Origin of the sequence: Streptomyces sp. NPDC047085 (genome assembly GCF_040643735.1) — a bacterium.
Classification (GTDB): domain Bacteria; phylum Actinomycetota; class Actinomycetes; order Streptomycetales; family Streptomycetaceae; genus Streptomyces.
Genome location: NZ_JBEYUW010000006.1, coordinates 418,539 through 434,336, shown reverse-complemented (window position 1 = coordinate 434,336; position 15,798 = coordinate 418,539). Strand labels below are relative to the sequence as shown.

Sequence of the window (15,798 nt, the reverse complement as noted above, 5' to 3'; positions counted from 1 at the left end):
ATGTCACACTCCGGCCGCCAGGATCCCTCTCAGTTCCGAATGCGATCGCGACGGGAGGGCCCACGTTGTCCGACACTCCGCCGGAATCACCGGCACCCACATGGCACGGCAGCCCGCGTGAGGCGGCGTCAGATGGGGTGACGAACACGGCGACGCAGGTGTTCAACGATCACCGTGAGCTGCTGTTCTCCATCGTCTACAACATGCTCGGCAGCGTCGCCGACACCGAGGACGTGCTGCAGGAGACGTGGCTGTCGTGGACGGCAAGGAACGAGACATCGAGCGCGGGGCACATCGACCATCCGCGCGCCTATCTGGTGCGGATCGCGGTGAACGGGGCACTCGCCCACCGCGCCACCGTCAGCCGCCGTCGGGAGACGTACGTGGGGCCGTGGTTGCCCGAGCCGCTCGTCGGTCCGCTCGGCGACGCTCCCGTCGTGGCCGATGCCGCCGATGCGGCGATGCGGGCCGAGTCGGTGTCGATGGCGCTGCTGGTGGTGCTGGAAACCCTCACTCCGCTGGAGCGCGGGGTGTTCGTCCTGCACGAGGTGTTCGGTTACGCCCACACGGAGATCGCGGAGATCCTCGGCCGCAGCCCCGCGGCGATACGCCAACTCGCCCATCGCGCCCGCGAGCACGTGCACGCCCGGCGCCCCCGGTACGAGCCCGACCCGCAGGTCCGGCAGCAGGTGACCGAACGGTTCCTGGCCGCCGCGCTCGGGGGTGACCTCGACGCGCTGCTGCAGATCCTGGCGCCGGACGTGACCCTGTGGGGGGACGGCGGGGGCAAGGGCCACGGGGCGGGGGGCGCCCGGCCGTTGCAGGGGCGGGACAAGGTGGCCCGTCTGCTCGCCGCCCTCGGCCCCAGCTCCGGCAAGGGCCTCAGCATCGCCTACCGCCGCGTCAACGGCGACCCGTCGGCGCTGCTGTTCGCCGGTGACACCCCCTACGCCGTCCTCGTCCTCGACCTCACTCCGGACGGCGACCAGGTGTGCGGGATCTACGCCGTCTCCAATCCCGACAAGCTCGCTCACGTCGACTGAACACCGAGGAATCCCCATGCTGCGAAGAATGGCGTCCTTGCCCAGTGGCAGACTCACGAAGTGGGTCGTCCTCGCCCTCTGGACGCTCCTGCTGGTCCCGGCCCTCATGCTGGCGGGCAGGCTCGGCGACGTCGAGCAGAACGACAACTCGGCCTGGCTGCCGGGCAATGCGGAGTCCACGAAGGTCGTCGACCGAGCCGAGAAGTTCCAGCACGCCGACACCCTGCCCGCGATCGTGATCTACGACCGGCCCGGGGGCGTCACCCCCGCCGACATGGCCAAGGCCCGGGCCGACGCCGAGGCCTTCAAGGGCGTCGACAACGTCGTGGGGCAGCCGCAGGGCCCGTCGGTGGCCCGGGACGGCAAGGCCATCCAGACCGTGGTCCAGGTACGCAAGGACAAGTCGGGCTGGGAAGGGATCGGGAAGGTCGTCGACGCGATGACCGAGGTCGGTGAACGCGACGCCCATGGCCTCGGGTTCCACGTCACCGGACCCGCCGGATACGCGTCCGACTCGATCAAGGCCTTCAGTGGAGGAGGCGGCCTGACGACGATCACCGCGGTCGTGGTGGTCGTGATCCTGCTGCTCACCTACCGCAGCCCGCTGTTGCCGCTGCTGCCCCTGCTGACCGTGGGCGGCGCGCTGGTGACGTCGGAAGCGGTGATCTACGTCCTGGCGAAGAACGCCGGACTCACCGTCAACAAGCAGACCAGCTTCATCCTGACCGTGCTGGTCTTCGGCGCCGCCACCGACTACGCCCTGCTGCTCATCTCGCGGTACCGGGAGGAGTTGGGGCGGCACGAGGACCGGCACGAGGCGATGGCGGAGGCCCTGCGCCGCTCCGGTCCGGCGATCCTCGCCAGCGCCGCGACCGTCGCGGTCAGCCTGATGCTGCTGATGCTGGCCGGCCTCAACTCCACCAAGGGGCTGGGCCCGGCCTGCGCCGTCGGCATCGTCGTCGGACTGTTCGCCATGGTCACGCTGATGCCGGCCCTGCTGGTCGTCTGCGGTCGCTGGATCTTCTGGCCGGTGAAGCCGTCGTACGGATCGGCCGGGGCGAGCCGGGACAGTGTCTGGGACCGGGTCGGCACCGCGGTCTCCGGCCGGCCGCGGATCGTGTGGATCGGCACCGCGCTCGTCCTCGGCGCCATGGCGATCGGGGCGTTCGGGCTCAGGGCCGACGGGCTCTCCAACAAGGACCAGTTCACCGGTACGCCGCAGATGGCCGTCGGTGAGGAGATCCAGTCGCGGCACTTCCCGGCCGGTTCGGGTGACCCCGTCTACGTGGTGGCCAGGGCCGCCTCGGCGGAGCGGGTGCGGACGGCGTTGTCCGGTGTTGCGGGGGTGGTCGGCGTCTCGACGCCGGTGAGCAGGAATGGCGACGTCATGATGCTCGGCGAGCTCAAGGACGATCCCAGCAGTACGGCCGCGATGCGCACCGTCGAGCGAGCCAGAACCGCCGTCCACCGGATCGAGGGTGCGGACGCCCAGGTCGGCGGCAACACGGCGATCGTTCTCGACACGCAGGAGGCGGCGGCCCGCGACTCCAGGCTGATCATCCCGATCGTGCTGGTCGTGGTGCTGCTCATCCTGGCGCTGCTGCTGCGGGCGATCGTCGCGCCGCTGTTGCTCATGGCGACGGTGGTGCTGTCGTTCGGAGCGGCCCTCGGCGTGAGCAGTCTGATGTTCAACCAGGTGTTCCACTTCGCCGGGGCGGATGCGTCGTTCCCGCTCCTGACGTTCGTGTTCCTGGTCGCTCTGGGCATCGACTACAACATCTTCCTGGTCACCCGGGTGCGCGAGGAGGCGCTGCTGCACGGCACCCGGCATGGCGCGCTGACGGGTCTGTCCAGCACCGGCGGTGTGATCACCTCGGCGGGTCTGGTGCTGGCCGGTACCTTCGCCGCGATGGCCTCGCTGCCGCTGGTGTTCGCGGCCGAGCTCGGGTTCGCGGTGGCGTTCGGTGTGCTGCTGGACACCCTGATCGTCCGCTCGGTGCTGGTCACGGCGCTGACCCTGGACGTGGGTCGATGGATGTGGTGGCCCAGCGCGCTGTTCCGGCGCCACGACGACCCGCGGCGGCCGGCGGGGAAGCCCGACCGCGAACCCGCGCTCAGGGCCATGTGACGCCATCTGCCGTCGCGTAAGGCAATGTGACGCTCCGTCACGTGACATCCGCGACCCCACACCACGCGAATGTCGGGCCGCGGGCAGGTCCGGCTAGGCCGTCGCGCCTGCCGGGCCGCTCGTCGGGCCGAGGCGGGCCAGGAGCAGGGCGACGTCGTCCCCGGAGCAGCGAGAGAGGGTGTCGAGGACCATGTCGCAGGTCTCCTCGAGCGGGCGGGGCGGGCCATTCAGGGCCTGGCACAGGGCCTGCACGCCGACGTCGATGGAGTCGTGGCGGGTCTCGACCAGCCCGTCGGTGTAAAGGGCCAACATGGCGCCCTCGGGCAGCTTCAACTCCAGTTCCCCGAAGGGGACCCCGCCCACTCCCAGCGGTGCCGCGGTCGGCGGGGCGACGAGTGTCACCTCGCGGTCCGGCTGGACGATCAGGGGTGGCAGGTGCCCGGCACTGGAGAAGGCGCAGGTGCCGCGCTTGGGGTCGCAGACGGCGTACACGCAGGTGGCGAAGGACTCGCTGAGCGTGGTCGTGATCTCGTCGAGGTGGCTGAGCAGCTCGGCAGGGGGCAGGTCGAGCCGGGCGAGAGCACGGGTGGTGGTGCGCAGCTGACCCATGATCGCGGCGGCGCGCACCCCGCTTCCCATCACGTCGCCGACCATCAGCCCGACCTTGCCGTCACTGAGGGGCAGCACGTCGTACCAGTCGCCGCCGACTTCGGTGCCCGCCCCGGCGGGCTGGTACCGGACGGCGATCTCCAGGCCCTCGGGCAGGTCGGGGGGTTCCTGCGGCAGCAGGCTGTGCTGCAGGGTGAGCGCGGTGTCGCGCTCACGGCCGTACAGGCGGGCGTTGTCGACGGAGATCGCGGCGCGGCCGACGAGCTCGCAGACGAGCCGGAGGTCGCGGCTGTCGAAGGGGCGGGTGTTCACCGTGCGGTAGAGGTTGAGCACGCCGAGCACGGAACCACGGGCGATCAGCGGGGCCGCCAGATAGCTGTGGACGCCTTCCTCCTCGAGGGCCGCGGCGGCTCGCTCGTCGCGGGCGATCTCGAGGAGCAGCGGGCCGTCCACCCGTGGCTGCAGGATGGGGGAGCCTTCCCGGACGCTGCGGCACATCAGCCGGGACGGCTCGTACCGGGTGACCTCGTCGAGCGGGTCGGCGACATCGAGGGCGCGGGTGGGACGGGCGGAGGCCGCCGCGAGCGCCCGGAACCGGGTGGGATCGTCGTCGGCCGGCGGGGACAGCGTGCGCTGACCGGTCACCACGGACTCCAGCAGGTCCACGGTCGCCAGGTCGCCGAACCGGGGTACGACGGCCGCGGCCAGCTCCCGCGCCGTCTGGGAGAGGTCGAGTGTCGTCCCGATGCCGGCGGCGGCCTCCGCGACCGTCGCGAGGTGATCCCGCGCCGCCGCGATCTCGGCGGCGGCCAGGTGACGCTCGGTGACGTCCACGACCGACACCGCCACGCCGAGCACCTTCCCGCGCGGGTCCTCGATCCGGTAGTACGACTCCGACCAGACATGGTCGTGGCCGGGGTCGGCGGGGGTGCGACCGAGCGTCCGCTGGTCGAGCACCGGCTCGCCGGTCTCCAGGACCCGCCGGATCGCGGACTCGATCGCCGTGGTGTCCAGCTGCGGCAGGGTGTCCCGCAGGCGGCGGCCCCGCACGTCCTCCTCGGTCGCGCCGTTGGCTGCCGTCAGGGCGGGGTTGGCACGGATCCAGCGCAGGTCGGTGTCGAACACGGCGAGCCCGACCGGTGACTGGTTGATCACCAACTCGGACAGGGCCATGTCGCCCTCGATCCGGCGGACGGCGTCCAGATCGGCGGCCAGGGTCAGGCCGAGCACATGGCCCTCGGGATCGTGCAGGCCCCCGTTGCGGAACTCCACCAGCCGCGTCGAGCCGTCCTTGCGCCGGGCGAGGAAGACACCGGCGCCCGTCCTGCCGACCTGTTGCTGCCCGAACAGCCCGGCGGCGTCCTGCCCGGCGGCGTCCTGCACGCCCTCGGGCGAGGCCAGGAGCCGGGAGGCCGATTCGCCCAGCACTTCGGAGGCACCATAACCGAACAACTGTTCAGCCTCGGCGCTCCACAGGACGATCCTGCCCTCGCCGTCCAGGCCCACCGCCGACGCGTGCAGAAGATCCAGCAGCCCGCCGGGGTCCCCCGCGGCTCGGTCGTGGTCCGGCCCCGATCCCTGGCCCCACAGGTTGTCGGCACCCATCAACCGGCCGCCTCTCCTGTCGACCGCCCCAGCGCGGACACCACGCGGGCGATCCTGTCGCGTCAGCACATTCCACTATGCCGCAGGCTCCGGACGGCTACCGCGCGTAGCGGAGGGTAGGCGAGGGTCCCAGCGGGTCCGCCATGGCTCGTCGGCGGGGCACGGGGCGCCGTACCAGCCCCGCCGTACCAGCGCCACTGCCCGAGGCGCGGCCGGCCGGGCAGTTCGGTGCGGTCGGTGGCCCACAGCTTCTCGCGTTCCGCCATGAACACTCGCCCGTACCTGTCGTATCGTCAGTCATCAAAGCCAGCCGGGCTGTTGGCCCGCCCGTCGGGCTGAGGACAGTTGGGGGGTAGGGGGACGGTTGACCGACCAGCAGGAGAGCCGCCGTACACGGTCCCGCGAGGAAGTCGCGTACGTGTGCGCCCGGTTGGACCAGATCCGCACCTCCCTGGAGCGGTACGGCCGTGAGGGCGCGGCCCCGCTGGAGCGCGTGATGGCGGCGTTGCGCGCCGAGGAGGATCCCGTACCGGCGCTGGACGCGCTGCACGAGGCGCTGCTCGTGGCGGGCGACGCCGTCGGGCTGCACGGCCAGGTGCGGGGGCTGAGTCCGCTCGGGGTCGACGCGGACCTGCCCGACGAGTGGGTGCTGCTGTGCCCCACCGGCCAGTGCGCGCGGCACGCCTGGCCCGACGAGGGCGACGCGGAGCCGCCCTGCCGGGTCAGCGGCCGGCCGTTGCGCGGGGCTCGGCTGTAGCCGTGACCGGCCTCCTCAACGGGCTGGGGCAGAAACTCGCCGAGCGCTGGGTCACGCTGCTGGGGCTGCCCGGTGCGCTGTTCCTGGCCACGGCCGCCGCCGCCCGTACGCTCGGCCATGCGCACGCCCTGGACCTCGCGCGCCTCACGGGCCGGATCTCCGGGTGGGCCAAGGCTCCGGTGGCGACGAGCTTGGGCGGCCAGGTCGTCGTCCTCGGCGCGGTGGTCGTCGCTGCCGCGGCGGCCGGTCTGGCCGCGCAGGCACTGGGGGCAGGGGTGCAGCGCGTCGCGCTGGCCGCCGACTGGCACACCTGGCCGCGTCCCCTGGACCGGGCGGCCCGCGTCCTGGTGACCCGCCGGCGCGCCCGCTGGGCCGCCGCCACCGAGCGCTACCGGCGGCAACGGGACGCCGACGCACGCGCGCTGGCCCGTGACGGACAGCGGGCCGACCCCGCGCGACGCCGGGCCGCCTACCACGCCGTACGACGCATCGCCGAGGAGGAGCCGGAGCGGCCGACCTGGAGCGGTGACCAAGTGCACGCCGTCGAGGCCCGCCTCGGCCGCGACCACCACGTGGATCTGCCGCTGCTGTGGCCGCATCTGTGGCTCGTGCTGCCCGAGTCGACCCGCGACGAGATCACCGCGGTGGAACAAGCCCTTGCCCGCGCCTGCGCGTTGGGCGGCTGGGCCCTGATGTACGCGGCGCTCACCGTGTGGTGGTGGCCCGCCGCGCCGCTGGCCGCGGCCGTCGCCCTGACCGCTCGGCACCGCGTCCGCGCCGCCACCGCCCTGTATGCCCGGCTCCTGGAGGCGGCCGCCCGCCTCCACCTGACCGATCTGGCCAGCCAGTTGGGCATCGACCACACCGGCCCCGCGGACACCGCCCTCGGCGAAGCGCTCACCCGCCGACTCCGTGCCTCCAGCACCGGCAGGCCCCGGCCCTCATCAAGCTCCTCCGGCCCGCCGGCCTCCTAGGGCGCGTATCGAGTCGTGATCATCGGGTGGTCCTCGTGAGGTCTTTGATCCAGATCATCGAGGCGTGCAGGTGGAGACTGGCGAGGTAGCTGTCGGGAGTCTTGTCGTATCGGGTGTCTCACCGTCCCAGTTCCGGCCTCCTGGTACGTCACGCTCTGGGGCGGGTGAGGCACGTGGTGGCGACCTGAGCCGACCGGTGCACTGATGTCCGGGCGGGGACTCATGGGACATGGCCCGGCACCCGGCTCAGGTTCCGGGGAGGATACGGCGCGTTTCGTAGGCCCACATCGCGATCTCGACCCGGTTGCGGGCGCCGAGTTTGGCCATCAGGCTGGCCAGATGCGTCTTCACCGTGCTGAGGCTGATGTGCAGCGCATCGGCGATCTCGGTGTTGGTCAGCCCGCGAGCGACGGCGAGGAGCACCTGCTCCTCGCGGGCGGTGACGGGGGAGACCGGCTGGGCCGCGGGCCGGCCGGCGGGCAGGTCCGCGAATGCCTGGAGCAGACGGACGGTGACGCTGGGCGCAATGAGCGCCTCACCGTCGGACGCCGACCGTACGGCCTGGGCCAGAAGGTCTGGTCCCGTGTCCTTGAGGAGGAATCCGCGGGCGCCGGCACGCAGCGCGCCGTAGACGTACTCGTCGAGGTCGAAAGTGGTGATGACGACCACGGCCAGCGGGTCGGCGACGCCCGGGCCGGCGACCAACCGGGTGGCCTCGAGCCCGTCGATCACGGGCATGCGGATGTCGAACAGGCAGACGTCGGGGCGCAGTTCGCGGGCCAGACCTACCGCTTCCTGTCCGTCGGCGGCCTCGCCGACCACCTCGATGCCGGGCTGGGCGTTCAGCATGATCCGCAGCCCGGTGCGGATGATGGTCTGGTCGTCAGCGACGAGGACGCGGATGGGCACCGCTCTCGGTCCTCCCTCTCGGCAGCTCGGCTTCGACATGCCAGCCCTGGTCGGCGCCGGGGCCGGCTTGTAGTTTGCCGCCGAGCAGGGCAGCGCGCTCGCGCAGTCCGGCAAGTCCGTATCCGGCACGGCCTCGGCCGGTGCGTTGGCCGTTGTCGCGCACGCTCACCCGTACCGTGTGCCGTTCCGCGGTGACCCGGACGACGACCTCGGTCGCGTTGACCGCATGGCGCATGGCGTTGGTCACCGACTCCTGCACAATGCGGTAGACGGCCGCGTCCACGGCCGGGGGCAGCGTGTCCAGTTCGCCGTCGAGCCCCAGGTCGACCCTGAGGCGACCACCTGGGGTGCGCACCAGGCGCTCCAGATCCGCGACACCGGTAGGCGGCGCCAGCTCGGCGCCGGCCCCGCGGTCGCGCAGCGCGGCGACCAGGGCTCGCATTTCCTCCAGCGTGCGCGCCCCTTCCTCCTCGATCCCCTCCAGCGCCTCGACGGCGGCGGACGGGTCGGTGCCCGCGACCACCCGGCCCGCCTGGGCGCGGATCACGATGGCCGAAACGTGGTGGGCCACCGTGTCGTGCAGTTCCCGGGCGAGCTGCTCGCGCTCGCGGGAGCGTACCTGCTCCCACTGCCGCTCGCGAGCGGTCGCCCGGAACCGCACGGCGGCACCCATCAAGCCGGGCAGCAACAGGAAGACGAAGCCCCCGACCTGTTCGGCGGCCGGCGTTTCGTCCGTGACGACCGACAGCCCGAAGGCCGTGAGGATCACCGCGCTGCCCAGCACGATCTCCCGTCCCGATCCCCACCGGGGCAACGCATACACCAGTACGACCACGACCACGCCGGTGTTCAGGCCGACGGGCTCGCGCGGCGCGGCGACCAGCGAGGCGACCTGGAGCAGGATCGCCGAGCCGAACGCCAGCGCGACCACCGCCAGCGGGCGCGTCCGGCGCCACAGGGGCAGCACGCACAGCCAGACGGCCAACACCACTGCCACCGGCCGCCACACGACGTTCTCGCGCAGGGTGGCCTCCAGCACCACACCGCCCAGGCCCGCGGCGAGCAGCGCCCAGTCCCGCCACACACGGGCGGGCGCGTCGGGCGGCCGGGGTTCGGTCCACAGGGTTCGCAGGTCGTCTCGCAGCACGGTTCTCAGCCTAGGGACCGCGCCGTGCCGCGCATCGGCCGAAAGGATGGGGCGTCACTCCGCCCTGGGGCCGACGGATCCGCGGCCCGCGAGCCGATGCCGCAGAGCGCCGTGGCGACGAACCTCGGCATCGGCGGCCGTACAAGGACGGCCGACGAGGTGGTTGGAGGACCCGATGCTCTCGAAAGCCCTCTTGCGCCTGGGCGCAAGCGCCGCCCGCCATCCCTGGCGGGTGATCGCGGCATGGCTGATCGCCACCACGCTTGCCGTCCTCGCCGCGATCGCCATCGGCGGGCGGACCGCGGACTCGATGACCGCTCCGGGACTGGACTCCCAACGGGCCGCGCAACTGATCGAGCGGGCCGGCACCAACCAGGAGGGGATGACCGCACAAGTGGTCGTCACCCCCCTCGACGACGGTGCGACGTTCTTCGACCACGGCAGCGCGCGCACCGCTCTCACGCGGCTGCAGACCGAGGTGCAGCGGCTGCCGCACGTGCTCGGCACGAGCGACCCGGCGGGAGCACTCGACGCAGGCGGGGACACCACCGTGCGCGGCGGCCTTGTCTCGGCCGACGGGCGGATCGCGGTCGTCCGGGTGCAGTACCCCGACCAGAGCCGGCTGTCGGCCAAAGACCTCGACGCCCTCGTCGATCTCGGCGACCGGCTGCGCGCCGAGCTGCCCCTGCGCATCGAGATGGGCGGGAACCTCTTCTACGTCTTCTCCGACGCCGACGGCGGCGCAAGCGAGCTGATCGGCATCCTCGCCGCGGCCGCGATCCTGTTCCTGGCGTTCGGTTCGCTCGTCGCCGCCGCGCTGCCGATCGGCATGGCGGTCTTCGGGCTGACCGTCGGGGTTGCCACGATGACGGTACTGGCGGGGGTGACGGACGTCCCGACCTTCGCCCCTGTCCTGGGCAGCATGGTCGGGCTCGGAGTGGGCATCGACTATGCGCTGTTCGTGCTCGCCAGGCACCGTGAGTACCTCGCGCGCGGGCTCGATCCCCGCGAGGCGGCGGGGCGAGCGGTGGCCACGGCGGGGAGGCCCGTGGTCTTCGCCGGCGGCACCGTCGTCGTATCGATCCTCGGCCTGGCGGTCGCGAACGTGCCGTTCATGACGGTGGGCGGGCTCGCCGTCTCGATCGTCGTTCTGACCATGGTGGTCGCGTCGGTGACGCTGCTGCCGGCCTTCCTCGGCGCCGCCGGCCCACGCCTGGCCCGGGCCGGCCGGATCGGCCGCGCTCTGCAGACCAGGAAGCTGGGCCGACTCGCACGGCGGCGGGACCCGGCGGCGGGCGCCGCCCCCGCCGCCGGGTGGCGGCGCTGGATCGGGCACGTCAGCCGGCACCCGGTGCCGTACGCGGTCGGCGCGGCGGGGCTGCTGCTGACCGCGACGCTGCCCGTGCTCGGCCTGCGCGTCGGCCTGCCTGACGACGGCTCACTGCCCCACAGCCGTACCGAGCGCCGCGCCTACGACCTCGTCGCCGAGGGGTTCGGCCCGGGCACCAACGGTCCCCTCGTCATCGCCGCGGACCCCGCCGGTGATCCGGGAGTGCTGGACCGACTCGTCGGGGCGGTCGCGGCGGATCCGGGCATCGCATCCGTCGCGCCGACGCATATCGATCGGGCCACCGGCATCGCGACCCTCGTGGTGTTCCCGACCACCAGCCCTCAGGACAAGGCCACCGCCGACACCATCGCCCGGCTGCGCACCGACGTGCTGCCCACGGCGATCGGGCACGGCCCGGCCAGGGCCCACGTCGGCGGCGCCGCCGCGAGCCTGTCCGATGTGGGCCAACGCACCAGCCAACGCCTGCCGGTGTTCGTCGCCGCCGTGCTGGCGATGTCGTTCCTGCTGCTGATGCTGGTCTTCCGCTCGATACTCGTACCGCTCAAGGCAGTACTGCTGAACCTGCTGAGCATCGGCGCGGCCTACGGCATCATGGTCGCGGTCTTCCAGTGGGGCTGGGGAGGCGCACTCATCGGGCTGGAAGCGACGGTTCCGATCGTGTCGTTCATCCCGATGTTCCTCTTCGCCATCCTGTTCGGCCTGTCGATGGACTACGAGGTGTTCCTCCTCTCCCGTGTACGCGAGGAGTACCTGCGCACCGGCGACAACGGCACGGCGATCGTCGAGGGCGTCTCGGGCACCGCCCGGATCATCACCTCGGCCGCCCTCATCATGGTGGCGGTCTTCCTGTCCTTCGCCGTCGCCGAGGACCCCTCCACCAAAATGTTCGGGCTCGGCCTGGCCACCGCGATCTTCATCGACGCCACGGTCGTACGCATGGTGCTGGTACCGGCGACCATGACACTCCTCGGCCGGACCAACTGGTGGCTGCCGAGGTGGCTGGACCGGATGCTTCCCCGCGGCCCGGTCGGCACCGACGCGGAATCCACGGGTGAGGCCCCGCGTCAACGGCTGATTGACCGCTGACTCAACTCCTGCCCCGTACCTTCTTCAGGACGGGGATGAACTGCGGGCTGTCCTGTGGTCAGGATGAACGTCAGCGGGCGGCACTTGCGGTCGGCGGCGAGGTGGACCTTGCTGGTCTGCCCGCCTCTGGAACGCGCGAGGAGGGCGGCCTTCAGCCGGAGTTTCCGCCGACGCCGGATAGGCCGCGTCGTGGTGGGCTCGGGCGGTGGTGCCAGGGACAGGTCCACCTCACCCCGCTTCGCGGCTTCCGTGACCAGGCCCTCCAGCAGGGCCTCGAAGACGCCGGCGTCCCCTGGGCCTACATACAGCCCTACACCTCAGAAACCGAACGTCAAGCAGCGTTTCCCGACTGGCTGGATTGGTACAACTATCACCGGCCCCACACCGGAATCAGCGGCCAAACCCCAGCCAGCCGCGTCACCAACGTGTCCAAGCAGCACACCTAGTCGCCTGCGCAGACCGACACGCTCCCGACGCTCATGGCGCAATCCCGGCTTCATCAGCCGTGCGGCGAATTCCAAAAAGCAGTCTCGGCAGTCACCTCACGTGCGACGCGGTGCCACTCGGCTTCTCCGCCCGGCAACGGCCAGGCCCAGGTGGGCCGTTGTGCCGTGTGCCGCTCCTGGAGGTCCCGCGCGAGTGAGGGTCCTGCGATGGCGGCGCCGTCCGGGACGGCTGGGCCGTGGACGGTGCGGAGTTCGGCGAAGCGAGCAAGTTCGGCCTCGTAGAGGCGCACCGCCCGTTCGGTGCCCGCGACCACGTCGTCGCTCGATGTGGTGCGATGCAGAAACAGCACCGGAGGTGTGGTCGACTCGGCGATCGCCGCGGCGAGCCGCGCGTGACCGTCCAGAATCAGATGGCAGTCCAAGCCGCTCACCCACCACAGCAGGACGGGCGGTAGCGTTCCGTCACGGGCCTGCTTGCGGTATGCCTTGACCCGTGCGTCGCCCGCGTCGGGCATCGGGCGCAGCGGGAGGATCTCCCAGGAGCCGGAATGGACGAACCAGTCGATGTAACCGTCCGGATGACCCTCGATGATCACCGAGCCCCAGTACTCGGACTGCGTGAGACGGCCGTGGTTCCAGCGCAGGAGCGGGCTCTCCCGTGAGAGCAGCCATCGGCCGTCGTGCAGTGGGCTGCCCGGTGCGTCGAGCAGGTGCTGTGCGAAGCGGTACGCCCAGCGGTCGAGGTTGTCGGCCAACGCCCTTCCCGTCCGGGCACGCAACGGCGGGACGAGAGAGCGGTAGGCGTCGGTGCGCCAGAAGTCGACTCCGCAGAAGTCCTCCTCGACAGCCGCGAGGAGCACGGGCCGCGACTGCTGGGCGAGAAGCAGCCGGCGCTCGGCGGTGAACAGGCACAGACCTGGTTGGCGGCGGGCGTGTACCTCCAGGGACAAGCCCGTCCAGGTGCCGTCGTCCCGCGTGATCTCTGTGCGCCGCATGCCAAGACAGTACGCTGGTGAGAGGCCGGTTCAGTCCTCGCTGAGGTCCCAGGTGTCCCAGACCAGGTCGAGGCGCCGGTAGGCGTCGTCGAACCAGGCGTCGGCCAAGGGGACCGTGACCGTCACCGTCGTCAGGGACATCGCGTAGTCCTTGATCGTGACGTGGCACCGGTCGCCGTCCTCGTCGTGCTCGATGTACAGCCACGGGGCACGTTCACCCTCGCGCCAGGAGACGTCCTGGCCCGCGTCCAGGGCGTCCAGGGCCTGCTGCCATCGTCTCAAGTCCCCCGGGGAGATCCAGGTCTTGAGCGTGCCCCGCACGAAGGGCGTGTCCACCACGAACTCCCCGGTCAGGACATCGCTCTCGCCGGGACTTTTCCGCTCCTCCTTCCCCTCGATCCGGAGGACGACGCTGTTGCCCTCCCCCTCCAGACGGATCAGGTCGATCGGTTGCTCAGCCATGCCCATCCCTCCCCCGCTTGCCCGTGCCTCCGAACACTAACGTCCGCCATGGATCCGGGCTGAACCGCCGCCGGTGTCAGAGTGCGCCGCTGCGGAGTTCTCGCAGACTGTCCGCGGTCAGGCGCCGGGGCGTGTCGTCGGGGTCGACGAGGACGACCGTGCAGTCGGCGGTATGGGTGAGCGCGCTGGTGAAGCTGCCGTCGGCGAACTGGGCGAGGGGTCCGCGCGGAGAGCGGCCCACGGCGACGGCGCGTGCGTGGATGTCAGCGGCGTGCTGGGCGACCGCGCGGCCGGCCGCGGCGTGGTCGCCGACGCTGGTGAGGACCTGGCCGGTGGCGGCGACGCCGTGGGCCGCCAGCCGGTCGAGGTGCGCGGTGACGGCGGCCCGAGCGGCCTCGAAGTCCTCGGTGTCGACGGCCTGTTCCTCGACGACGGCCGTCTGCTGGACGTGCACCACCTCCAGCGGGCTGCCGGTGTCCCGGGCGAACCGTGCCGCGGCGTCGACGATGACACCGGCGCGCTCATGGGCGCCCACGGCGACGACCACCGCGGGGGTGCCGGCGTTCGCCCTGCTGCCCACGGGGGTGAGCGTCGGCGTCACCGACTCGCCCTCGCCGCCGTGCTGTTCGGCTTGGCGGAGCAGGCGGTGGCCGCTCGCGAGCACGGGGATGGCGAGGAGGAAGGTGGCGGCGCCGAGGTAGAAGGGGACGCCGAGGTCGGTGGCGTCGGCGAGCCTGCCCGCGACGTAGGGGGCCAGGCCGCCGCCGATGAAGCGCAGGAAGCCGTAGGCGGAGGAGGCCACGGGACGCTCGACCGGGGCGACGAGCATGACGGCCTGGGTGGTGAGGGTGTTGTTGATGCCGATGAAGGCACCGCTGACGATGACCGCGACGATCACCACCGTGGGGTCGTCGACGCCCGCGGCGATGACGGCCATCACGATGCTCAGGCCCAGGAGGTTGGCGTACAGGACCGGGGCGGTGCCGTAACGGGCCTGCAGGCGCGGGGCGAAGAGGACGCTGAAGGCGGCCACGAGCAGGCCCCAGGCCGTGAAGACCAGGCCGAGTTGGTGGGCGCTCAGCTTCATCGGGTACGGCGCGTAGCCGAGCATGGTGAAGAAGCCCCAGTTGTAGAGCAGCGCCATGACACCCATGGTCAGCAGACCCCGGTGACGCAGCGCCTTGAGCGGGGCGATCGGTGACGTGGGGCGGGCCGGCCTGGGCAGGTCGGGGACGAAGGCGAGGGTGGCGACCAGGGCGATGGCCATGAGGACGGCGACGCCGAAGAACGGGCCGCGCCAGCTGATGGCGCCCAACTCGCCGCCCAGCAGCGGGCCCACGGCTATGCCGAGGCCGAGCGCGGTCTCGTAGAGGATGATCGCGCCGCCGAAGCCGCCGCTGGCGGAGGCGACGATGACGGCCAGGGAGGTGGCGATGAACAGGGCGTTGCCCAGGCCCCATCCGGCACGGAAGCCGACGATGCCGTTGATGGAGTCGGACGTGCCGGCGAGCGCGGCGAAGACGACGATGACCGCCAGGCCGATGACGAGGGTGCGCTTGGCGCCGAAGCGGCTGGAGAACGAGCCGACGATCAGCATGGCCACCGCGGTCACGATCAGATAGCTGCTGAACAGCAGGGAGACCTGGCTGGGTGTGGCGTGCAGGCTCTCGGCCAGGGCGGGCAGGATCGGGTCGACCAGGCCGATGCCCATGAACGAGATGACGCAGGCGAACGCGACGGCCCAGACCGCCTTCGGCTGCCTGAACGGGCTGACAGCCCCTCTGTGTGATGCACTCGGTGAATTATCCATAACACGCTTATGCATAAGCGGATTATAGACGTAGGTGCACCATGAAACCAACTGTGGAGAGGCGACTGTGGAGTGACGAGGAAGGGCCCCAAGGCCCCGTCACCCTCTAGGTGTCGGCTTCGTTCCCTTGCTCCTGCCCAGAGGGCTTCTGCTCGGAGGGCTTCTGCTCGGGCTTCTGCTCAGAGGAAGGCGCGGTGGGTGCCGTCGTTCCGTGCCGGTGCGGATGGCCGCGGCTCGCGACTTCGAGGGCGATGACAGGGTGCTCGAAGATCATCCGGATGCGGGGGTGATCGAGGATCAGCAGTCGGAGGGACATCGGGGCGATTCCAGGGTTCATGGGGGGTGTTTCGTGGGTCCGTGTACCCATGCCGACGCCGTCGATGCGCCCGGGCTTCGGTGGCGAGCGGAGGTCAGACGGTGGTTTGCTCGATCTGTCGGGATGGATCGCGCATCCGCAAGGAAGAGCAGGCGTGCGT

12 protein-coding genes and 2 pseudogenes are annotated in these 15,798 nt (G+C 71.4%); 6 read left to right on the top strand and 8 right to left on the bottom strand.

Annotated features, from left to right (window positions below):
* Positions 1-137: 137 nt before the first annotated feature.
* Entirely contained in the window at positions 138-1,043 is a 906-nt protein-coding gene (gene sigJ / locus ABZ865_RS23240) for an RNA polymerase sigma factor SigJ (protein ID WP_361233338.1), read from the top strand.
* Positions 1,044-1,059: 16 nt separating this feature from the next.
* Entirely contained in the window at positions 1,060-3,171 is a 2,112-nt protein-coding gene (locus ABZ865_RS23235) for an MMPL family transporter (RefSeq protein ID WP_361233335.1), read from the top strand.
* Between the two features lie 93 nt (positions 3,172-3,264).
* On the opposite strand, the gene ABZ865_RS23230 is transcribed toward ABZ865_RS23235, so the two are convergent.
* Positions 3,265-5,385: a SpoIIE family protein phosphatase gene (locus tag ABZ865_RS23230; protein WP_361233332.1), complete on the bottom strand. Its 2,121-nt coding sequence runs from the start codon at positions 5,383-5,385 to the stop codon at positions 3,265-3,267.
* Between the two features lie 364 nt (positions 5,386-5,749).
* On the opposite strand from ABZ865_RS23230, the gene ABZ865_RS23225 reads away from it, so the two are divergent.
* The gene (locus tag ABZ865_RS23225) at positions 5,750-6,142 is read left to right on the top strand and encodes a hypothetical protein (protein ID WP_361233329.1); all 393 of its coding nucleotides are present in this window, start codon (positions 5,750-5,752) and stop codon (positions 6,140-6,142) included.
* A gap of 2 nt (positions 6,143-6,144) precedes the next feature.
* Entirely contained in the window at positions 6,145-7,116 is a 972-nt protein-coding gene (locus tag ABZ865_RS23220; protein WP_361233326.1) for a hypothetical protein, read from the top strand.
* Between the two features lie 246 nt (positions 7,117-7,362).
* Here the strand turns inward: ABZ865_RS23220 and ABZ865_RS23215 are convergent, their stop codons facing one another.
* Both ABZ865_RS23215 and ABZ865_RS23210 read right to left on the bottom strand, forming a co-directional pair.
* Positions 7,363-8,025, bottom strand: a complete 663-nt coding sequence (locus tag ABZ865_RS23215) for a response regulator transcription factor (protein WP_361233323.1) — start codon at positions 8,023-8,025, stop codon at positions 7,363-7,365.
* A complete protein-coding gene (locus tag ABZ865_RS23210) occupies positions 8,000-9,172 on the bottom strand; it encodes a sensor histidine kinase (RefSeq protein WP_361233320.1) in 1,173 nt (390 codons plus the stop codon). The genes ABZ865_RS23215 and ABZ865_RS23210 overlap by 26 nt, the downstream gene beginning before the upstream one ends.
* Before the next feature lie 175 nt (positions 9,173-9,347).
* On the opposite strand from ABZ865_RS23210, the gene ABZ865_RS23205 reads away from it, so the two are divergent.
* Positions 9,348-11,609 (top strand): MMPL family transporter, encoded by a 2,262-nt coding sequence (locus ABZ865_RS23205; protein ID WP_361233318.1) that lies wholly within the window; start codon positions 9,348-9,350, stop codon positions 11,607-11,609.
* Between the two features lie 7 nt (positions 11,610-11,616).
* Here the strand turns inward: ABZ865_RS23205 and ABZ865_RS23200 are convergent.
* A pseudogene (locus tag ABZ865_RS23200) lies at positions 11,617-11,899 on the bottom strand (hypothetical protein); the annotation flags it as partial.
* 3 nt (positions 11,900-11,902) lie between these two features.
* Between ABZ865_RS23200 and ABZ865_RS23195 the strand changes: the two are divergent.
* Positions 11,903-12,055, top strand: a pseudogene (locus ABZ865_RS23195) (integrase core domain-containing protein); the annotation flags it as partial.
* Between the two features lie 53 nt (positions 12,056-12,108).
* Here ABZ865_RS23195 and ABZ865_RS23190 read toward each other — a convergent pair.
* From ABZ865_RS23190 to ABZ865_RS23175, 4 genes are all read right to left on the bottom strand, one after another.
* Positions 12,109-13,050 carry a hypothetical protein gene (locus tag ABZ865_RS23190; protein ID WP_361233315.1) on the bottom strand — a complete coding sequence of 314 codons (942 nt, stop codon included), beginning with the start codon at positions 13,048-13,050 and terminating at the stop codon, positions 12,109-12,111.
* Positions 13,051-13,080: 30 nt separating this feature from the next.
* Complete coding sequence (locus ABZ865_RS23185) at positions 13,081-13,512, bottom strand: DUF5959 family protein (protein ID WP_361233312.1); 432 nt, start codon at positions 13,510-13,512, stop codon at positions 13,081-13,083.
* Between the two features lie 76 nt (positions 13,513-13,588).
* Complete coding sequence (locus ABZ865_RS23180; RefSeq protein ID WP_361233656.1) at positions 13,589-15,322, bottom strand: MFS transporter; 1,734 nt, start codon at positions 15,320-15,322, stop codon at positions 13,589-13,591.
* A 106-nt stretch (positions 15,323-15,428) separates the two neighbouring features.
* Positions 15,429-15,659, bottom strand: coding sequence for a hypothetical protein (locus ABZ865_RS23175; protein ID WP_361233309.1), 231 nt, complete (start codon positions 15,657-15,659; stop codon positions 15,429-15,431).
* Positions 15,660-15,798: the final 139 nt, after the last annotated feature.